This window comes from Streptomyces sp. GC420 (assembly GCF_009916105.1).
In the GTDB taxonomy this organism is placed as follows: domain Bacteria; phylum Actinomycetota; class Actinomycetes; order Streptomycetales; family Streptomycetaceae; genus Streptomyces.
In genome coordinates this window covers 1-6,876 of the sequence record NZ_JAAAXQ010000393.1, presented here as the reverse complement: position 1 = coordinate 6,876, position 6,876 = coordinate 1, and the positions used below count along the sequence as shown (strand labels likewise).

Sequence of the window (6,876 nt, the reverse complement as noted above, 5' to 3'; positions counted from 1 at the left end):
GACCGGGCGCGGGGGACACGTGAGGGACGTGTGCGGCAGTATGAGACGGGTGCGACGAGGACTGATACACGCGGTGGCCTGGTCGCTGGCCACCGGCGCCGCGGTCACCCTCTCCTGGTGGGGGGTGCACACCGTGATGGCCGGGACGGTGTACGACCCTCCGCGGGCGCTGCCCATCAGCGCCGAGGCGCCCTCCGGCGAGGGCACAGGACGGGCGGCGAAGCCGCAGGTCTCCCCCACGCCCAGTGCCAGGAAGCCGTCGCCCAGCGCGTCCCCGCAGCCGGAGAGACCCACCCGGCCCACGAAGTCCCCTTCGTCTTCGGCCGGTTCGACCGCTCCGGACGAGGCCGGGTACCAGACGCCGACGACTCCGTCCCCCGGCAATGTGAAGCCGTACGCGGTCGACGGCGGCCGGGTGGTGTTCGAGATCGGTGCCTCTTCCGCGAGCCTGGTATCGGCGACCCCGGATCCGGGCTGGTCGATGCAGGTGTGGAAGCAACCCACCTGGATCCGGGTGACGTTCACCGGCGGCGACCGTGAGGTGTCGGTCTTCTGCACCTGGCACGACGGGCCGCCGCGTGTCGAGACCTTCGAGCGGTGATTCCGGTGACGCCGGTGAGCCCGGCGCCGCGGGCCGGCCGCGGCAGCGCGGCCCGGGGCAGGAGCACGGGCCGGGCGGCGGCGCGGCCCGGGACGCCAGCACGGCCCGGGACGCCAGCACCGCCCGGGACGGGCGGCGGCTCAGTGGAAGACCGAGGCGGGCGGCGCCGGTGAGGCTTTGGCACTCGCGTCCTCGACCGGGAGCGCCCCGCCGGTGAAGTCCGCCAGCGCGCGCCCGTGTTCCACCCGCCCGGGGTGCGGGTCCCCGGCGACCAGCCGGGTCAGCCCGGCCACCGGCAGCGCCCGTTCCGAGGCGAGGAGTACGGCGTTGCCGAAGCGGCGCCCGCGCAGCACGGCGGGATCGGCGGCGAGGCAGAGTTCCGGGAAGACCGCGGCGGCGGTGGCGATCTGGGCCCGCAGATGGGCGAGCGGTGGTCCGTCGGCGAGGTTGGCGGCGTACCACCCGCCGGGTGCCAGCACGCGGCGCACCTGGTCGAGGAATTCGGTGCTGGTCAGATGGGCGGGGGTGCGGGTGTCGCTGAAGACGTCGGCGATGACGAGGTCGGCCCAGCCGTCGGGCAGTTTGCCGAGTGCGTCCCTGGCGTCGGCGTTCCGCACTCGTACGCGCCAGTTGTCCGCGAGGGGGAGGGCGTGGCGCACGAGCCGGACGAGGGCGGCGTCGAGCTCCACTATCTGCTGGGTGGAGCGGGGCCGGGCCGCGGCGATGTAGCGGGCGAGCGTGAAGGCGCCGCCGCCGAGGTGGAGGACGCGCAGCGGCTTGCCGGGCGGGGCCGCCAGGTCGGCGATGTGGCCGAGCCTGCGCTGGTACTCGAAGCCGAGGTGGGCCGGATCGTCGAGGTCGACGTGGGACTGCGGGGCCCCGTCGATCATCAGGGTCCAGGCGCGCGGCCGGTCGGGGTCGGGGACCAGTTCGGCGAGTCCGCCGTCCACCCGCTCCTCGATGCGCCGCCGGTCACGGCCCCGGTTACGGCCCCGGTCACGGCCGCCTTCACGACCGTCGCGACCGTCACGACCGCGCTGACGGTCCCGGTCTCGCGCCCTGTCGCCGTGGCGGGTACTCGCGTCGTCCCCGTCGGGCGTACTCGTACCGCCGCCCGTGCCGGTGCCCGCACCGGTCCTCGCGCGCGAGCGCCTGTCTCTTCCTCGTGCCACGCGTCCAGTATCGCGTGTCACCGGCAGCGGTCGGCCGCCTCGATCAGCCGCGCGGCCTCGCCGAGCGCCGCGCGCAGCACCTCGGGGTCGGTGACGGGGTCGGTGTCGGCCGGCGGCAGCAGCCAGCAGGTGCCGTCGACGGGCGGCTCCCACTCCGGGTCCGGCTGCGGGTAGGCGGCGCCCTCGCCCGCCGGGTCGGTGCGCACCCCGCGGCCGAAGGCCGTCGTACAGGCACTGCCCGGCAGGTCCCACTCCTCCGCCGTGCCCGGTGGCACCAGGAAGCCGAGGGTGTCGCCGGGCCCGTCGTGCAGCACGGGCCCCACGGCGGGTTCCCCGCCGCGGCGGAGAATGTCGACGGCCTCCAGGCCGTGTCGGGCGGGGACGGTCACCAGGTCCATCGGATGCTCCTCGAACGGCGGTGCGCTGCTGTCCTCGTCGGGCAGATGCCGGGCGGTCGTCTGTGCGCCGCCGGGCACCGTCGTCCTCTCCACGCCGGCCTCCAAAGGAAACCCTCCTCAGCAGTCATGAAGCGCTCGTCGAACCGGTGCGGCGAAGCGTGCGGACGAGGCGTTGCCCGACCGCGCCGACCGCACCCGATCGACGTCCCAACGGTTCAACGGCCGAAAGCGTCAACGGCTACGGCACGAAGGCGCCACAAAGGATGGCAGTTCATGGCAGATCCGGGGCGAGATATCCGCTTTGTAGCCAAACTCCGCGTAAGGACCCGGTCACAGCGGGTACGTTTTGGCCCCGCCGGAGCACGGGGTGCGCGAGGACCACAGCGGTCCCCCGACCGCTCCGGCGGAGCGATCACCCAGGGAGGCCTGCGATGGCACCGCCGGCAGCAGCGTCAACGCCCCCGAAGCCGAACGCGGCGTTCCGCCGGCTGCGGGGGCAGCTCTCACCAGGCGAGTTCGCCGCCGCCGTACGGCGGGCGGCGCGCGAGATCGGTGAACAGGTCGCGTGCGACGCGCGGTACGTGGGGCGGGTGGAGTCCGGCGAGATCCGCTGCCCCAACTACGCGTACGAGCGCGTGTTCCTGCACATGTTCCCCGGCCGGACGCTCGCGGACCTGGGCTTCTCACCGCGGGCGAGCGTACGCGGCCGGGGGGCGCGGGCGGGGACGGCCGGCACCCCGCCACGGGGGGCGGACCTGCCCCCGCCCACGGGAGCGGTCGTGCCCCCGCCACCATCCATGTTCCGGAACGACGAGGAGAGCGACGTGCTGCGTCGCGCATTCATGACGGGCGGCCCGGCCACCGTGGCCGCCGCCCTGGGGCTCGGCGGAGCCCTGAGCGGTGATGCCGTACAACCGCCGCGCCGGGTCGGCGCCGCGGAGGCCGAGGCCGTCGAGGAGGCCGTGCGAAGGATCCGGCTGCTCGACGACCGGCACGGCGCGGACGGGCTGTACCGGCGCGCCGCGCAGCCGCTGCGGGCCGCGTACCAACTGCTGGAGGCGGCCACCCGCAGCCGCGCCACCGCCGACCGGCTGCAGACGGGCGCGGGCGAACTCGCCATCACCGTGGGCTGGCTGGCGCACGACTCGGGCCGCGTCGAGGACGCACGCTCGCACTACGCGGAGGCCCTGGCCACCGCCCGGGTCTGCGGCGACCCCGGCCTGGAGGCGCACGCCTTCTGCAATACGTCGTTCCTGGCACGGGACTCGGGGCGGCCCAGGGAGGCGGTCCGTACCGCCCAGGCCGCACAGCAGGCCGCCCGCCGGCTGCCCTCCCCCCGGCTGCACGCGCTGCTGGCGCTGCGCGAGGCGGGCGGCTGGGCGGGGCTCGGCGACAGGTCCGCCTGCGAACAGGCCCTCACCCGCGCGCGGGCGCTCTTCGACCGCGGCGCGACGGACGCGGATCCCGAGTGGATGTCCTTCTTCGGCGAGGCCGAACTGGAGGGCCTGGAGGCGCAGTGCTGGTCGGCGCTGGGCGAATGGGAGCGCGCGGCGCGGCACGCGCACCGCGCCGCGGAGCTGACCGACCCGCACTTCACGCGCAACCTCGCGCTCTACACCGCCGAACTCGCCGACGACCTGGCACACTCCGGCCGCCCCGACGAGGCCGCGGCGGCGGGCCTGCGTGTCCTGGAACTGCTCGAGCAGGTCGAGTCGGCCCGCATCCAGTCCATGCTCCGCACCACGGCCCGCGTGCTCGTCCCCCACCGGCGCGAGCCCGCCGTCGCGGAATTCCTCTCCCTCCGCGCCTGACCGCACCCCACCCGTGCCCGGCGGGCGGTGCGAGTACCGGCGCGGGGTACCGGTGAGGTGCGGGGTACCCGTTCGGTCAGAGCTCCAAGTGGCCCGTGTCGTTCCAGCGTTCGATCGCCGGGGCGCCGTAGGCCCAGCCCAGGACGGACAGGGAGGTCGGGTCGAGGCGGATACGGGCGGCGAAGGACAGGTCGTGGCCGAGCCACCGGGCGCACAGGCCGCGCAGGATGTGGCCGTGGGCGAAGACGAGGACGTCGCGGTCGGCGGAGCGGGCCCAGGCGACGACCTCGTCCGCGCGGGCGGTCACCTCGGCGAGGGACTCGCCCCGGGGCACGCCGTCGCGCCATATGAGCCAGCCCGGCCTGGCCGCCGCGATCTCACCGGGGGTCATGCCCTCGTAGGCCCCGTAGTCCCACTCCATCAGCGCGTCCCAGGAAGTCGCCCGCTCGCCGAAACCCGCCAGTTCGCAGCTCTCCTTCGCGCGTAGCAGCGGGCTGGTCCGCACCTCCGCGCCCTCGACGCCGCTCCACGGCGCGCGGTGCAGGCGCTCACCGAGCAGCTTCGCGCCCCTGCGGCCTTCCTCGAGCAGGGGGACGTCGGTACGCCCCGTGTGCTTGCCGGCCAGCGACCAGGCCGTCTGTCCGTGCCTGGCGAGCAGGATGCGCGGTGCCATACGGGATGACTCCAATAAACGTTCGCGGAACATGCGGGTGCTGTTCCATCATCGCTCAGGCCCCGGAAACGTCGCCGGGAGGCAACCCCTCCCGCGACCGCTGCGTCTATCCGCTCGTACGGGCTCCGGGGCAAGATCCACGCGTCGCCGCACACCGTACGGCAGGCAAGCGGCCCCGGCCGCCCGGCGGACACTGGGAGAACGTTTCGGATGCCGTACAGCGTGCCCCGCGACAGAGCGGCAGCGGTCGGCCGGCCACGCTGGTGGACGGAACTGCCCCTGGTCCTGCTGGTGTATGTCGCCTATTCCGCGGGGCGGTTGCTCGCCAGGGGCGACGTGTCGGCCGCCGTCGACCACGGTCTCGCGATCCTGCGGATCGAGAAGTTCCTGAGCATCAACGCCGAGCATCCGCTGAACCGCCTCTTCACACGCGAGGCCTGGCTCGGCATACCCGCCGACTTCGCGTACGCCTCGCTGCACTACCTGGTGACGCCCGCGGTCCTGGTATGGATCTTCCGCCGCCGCTCCGCGCACTACCGCGCCGCGCGGACCTGGCTGCTCATATCCACGTTCATCGGCCTGATCGGCTTCACGCTGATGCCGACCTGCCCGCCCAGGCTGCTCGCCACGGGCCACGGCTTCGTCGACACGATGGCGCAGTACAGCGCCTACGGCTGGTGGGGCGGCGAGGCGAGCGCCCCGCGCGGCCTGGGCGGGATGACCAACCAGTACGCCGCCATGCCGAGCCTGCACGTGGGCTGGGCGCTGTGGTGCGGGGTGCTGCTGTGGCGGCACGGCAGGACCCGCGCGGCGCGGGTGTTCGCCGTCGGCTACCCGCTGTTGACGGTGATCGTGGTGATGGGCACCGCGAACCACTACTTCCTGGACGCGGTCGCCGGGGCCGCGGTGATGGGCGCCGGATACTGGCTGACCCGGCCCGCGCTGGAATTCGCGCAGCACATTCGCACCCGGTTCACCGCCTGGAACGGGACCACTCCCGTCACCCCGTCCCCGATTGTCAGTGGCGGATGCGAGACTTCCGCGGGTGAGCGAATCACCCGACAGCCCGGGGAAGACGACAGACCTGCGGGCAGCCCCGACCCGGCGGGCGACGGCACTCCGGCAGCGGCTCGCTGAGCTGCGCGGCCCCGTCCCTCCGCACCCGCTCGACGCCCGCGCCCTCGCCGCCCTGGCCGCGAACCCGGGCTGCCGGAGGCGCGCCCTGCTCGACGGTGCGGGAGTGAACAAGGCCGCTCTCGCGGGCGCGCTCGGCTCCCCCTCCGCCTTCGGGCAGTCCCAGTTCGCCTTCATGCGCGGCAACGCCTTCGAGGCCCGGGTCAAGGCCGACGGCGGCGCCGAACTGCTGCGCCTGGTGCACGCCCGCCTCGACCCCGGCGCGCCGGAGCCCCGCCCGGGCGGAATCCTGACGCCCGACCTGGCGGCGGCCGGTCCCGAGGGGCGCACGGCGCGTACGGCGCTGGCGCTGCGCGAGGTCACGGGGTCCGGGAGCTGGGCGCTGCTCGACCACCCGATGCTGGCACTGGACGTCGCGGGCTCGCCCGCCCATCTGGAGCCCGACGCGGTGGTGGTGCATCCCGACGGCGGCTGGACCGTCGTGGAGATCAAGTCCTTCCCGATCGTGGACGGCTCGGCGGACCCGGCGAAGGTGGGCGCGGCGGCCCGGCAGGCCGCGGTGTACGTGCTGGCGCTCGAGCGGGTCGCGGCGATGACCGGTGAGGACGTCCGGGTGCGCCACACGGTGCTGCTGGTCTGCCCGAAGGACTTCTCCAATCTGCCGACCGCGGAAGCGGTCGACGTACGCAAGCAGTTGTCGGTGACCCGCAGGCAGCTGGCCAGGCTGACGCGGATCGAGGAGATCACCCAGAGCGTGCCGGACGGTGTCAGTTTCGACCCTGACCGCCCGGCCGAGGAGCTGACGGCCGCCGTGGAGTCGGTGGGGGCGAGCTACGCACCGGAGTGCCTGGCGGCGTGCGAGCTGGCGTTCCACTGCCGGGAGCGGGCCCGTTCCGCGGAGGTGGTGGAACAGCTGGGCCGTTCCCTGCGCGGCGAACTGGGCGGGCTGCGCACGGTCCCGGACGTGCTGGCCGCCGCCCGCGGCGAGGCCGGAGACCCGGCCGACCCGGCGGTCGCCGCGCTGCGCCGCGCCGCCGCCCTGCGCGCCGAGGCCCTCGCCACGACCGCCCCGGGAGCCCCCCGGTGA

The 6,876-nt window shown here is 74.5% G+C and carries 7 protein-coding genes; 4 read left to right on the top strand and 3 right to left on the bottom strand.

Annotation, left to right across the window (positions count from 1 at the left end):
* Window positions 1-40: 40 nt before the first annotated feature.
* Window positions 41-601 (top strand): hypothetical protein, encoded by a 561-nt coding sequence (locus tag GUY61_RS32105; protein ID WP_208106724.1) that lies wholly within the window; start codon window positions 41-43, stop codon window positions 599-601.
* Window positions 602-741: 140 nt separating this feature from the next.
* Here the strand turns inward: GUY61_RS32105 and GUY61_RS32100 are convergent, their stop codons facing one another.
* Together GUY61_RS32100 and GUY61_RS32095 are read right to left on the bottom strand one after the other, a co-directional pair.
* Entirely contained in the window at window positions 742-1,563 is an 822-nt protein-coding gene (locus GUY61_RS32100) for a spermidine synthase (protein WP_166633847.1), read from the bottom strand.
* Window positions 1,564-1,790: 227 nt separating this feature from the next.
* Window positions 1,791-2,264: a hypothetical protein gene (locus GUY61_RS32095; protein ID WP_313896970.1), complete on the bottom strand. Its 474-nt coding sequence runs from the start codon at window positions 2,262-2,264 to the stop codon at window positions 1,791-1,793.
* 338 nt (window positions 2,265-2,602) lie between these two features.
* Here GUY61_RS32095 and GUY61_RS32090 point away from each other — a divergent pair, with 338 nt between their 5' ends.
* Complete coding sequence (locus GUY61_RS32090) at window positions 2,603-3,982, top strand: hypothetical protein (protein ID WP_166633842.1); 1,380 nt, start codon at window positions 2,603-2,605, stop codon at window positions 3,980-3,982.
* A 76-nt stretch (window positions 3,983-4,058) separates the two neighbouring features.
* On the opposite strand, the gene GUY61_RS32085 is transcribed toward GUY61_RS32090, so the two are convergent.
* Window positions 4,059-4,655 (bottom strand): histidine phosphatase family protein, encoded by a 597-nt coding sequence (locus tag GUY61_RS32085; RefSeq protein WP_166633840.1) that lies wholly within the window; start codon window positions 4,653-4,655, stop codon window positions 4,059-4,061.
* 210 nt (window positions 4,656-4,865) lie between these two features.
* Between GUY61_RS32085 and GUY61_RS32080 the strand changes: the two genes are divergently transcribed.
* Window positions 4,866-5,792, top strand: a complete 927-nt coding sequence (locus GUY61_RS32080) for a phosphatase PAP2 family protein (protein WP_166633838.1) — start codon at window positions 4,866-4,868, stop codon at window positions 5,790-5,792.
* Window positions 5,701-6,876 (top strand): hypothetical protein, encoded by a 1,176-nt coding sequence (locus GUY61_RS32075; RefSeq protein ID WP_398957651.1) that lies wholly within the window; start codon window positions 5,701-5,703, stop codon window positions 6,874-6,876. The genes GUY61_RS32080 and GUY61_RS32075 overlap by 92 nt, the downstream gene beginning before the upstream one ends.

Excerpts from the sequence above, each read along its gene's own strand:
- GUY61_RS32085 (WP_166633840.1), bottom strand. The coding sequence starts at position 4,655 with ATGGCACCGCGCATCCTGCTCGCCAGGCACGGACAGACGGCCTGGTCG.
- GUY61_RS32105 (WP_208106724.1), top strand. The coding sequence starts at position 41 with ATGAGACGGGTGCGACGAGGACTGATACACGCGGTGGCCTGGTCGCTG.
- GUY61_RS32080 (WP_166633838.1), top strand. The coding sequence starts at position 4,866 with ATGCCGTACAGCGTGCCCCGCGACAGAGCGGCAGCGGTCGGCCGGCCA.
- GUY61_RS32090 (WP_166633842.1), top strand. The coding sequence starts at position 2,603 with ATGGCACCGCCGGCAGCAGCGTCAACGCCCCCGAAGCCGAACGCGGCG.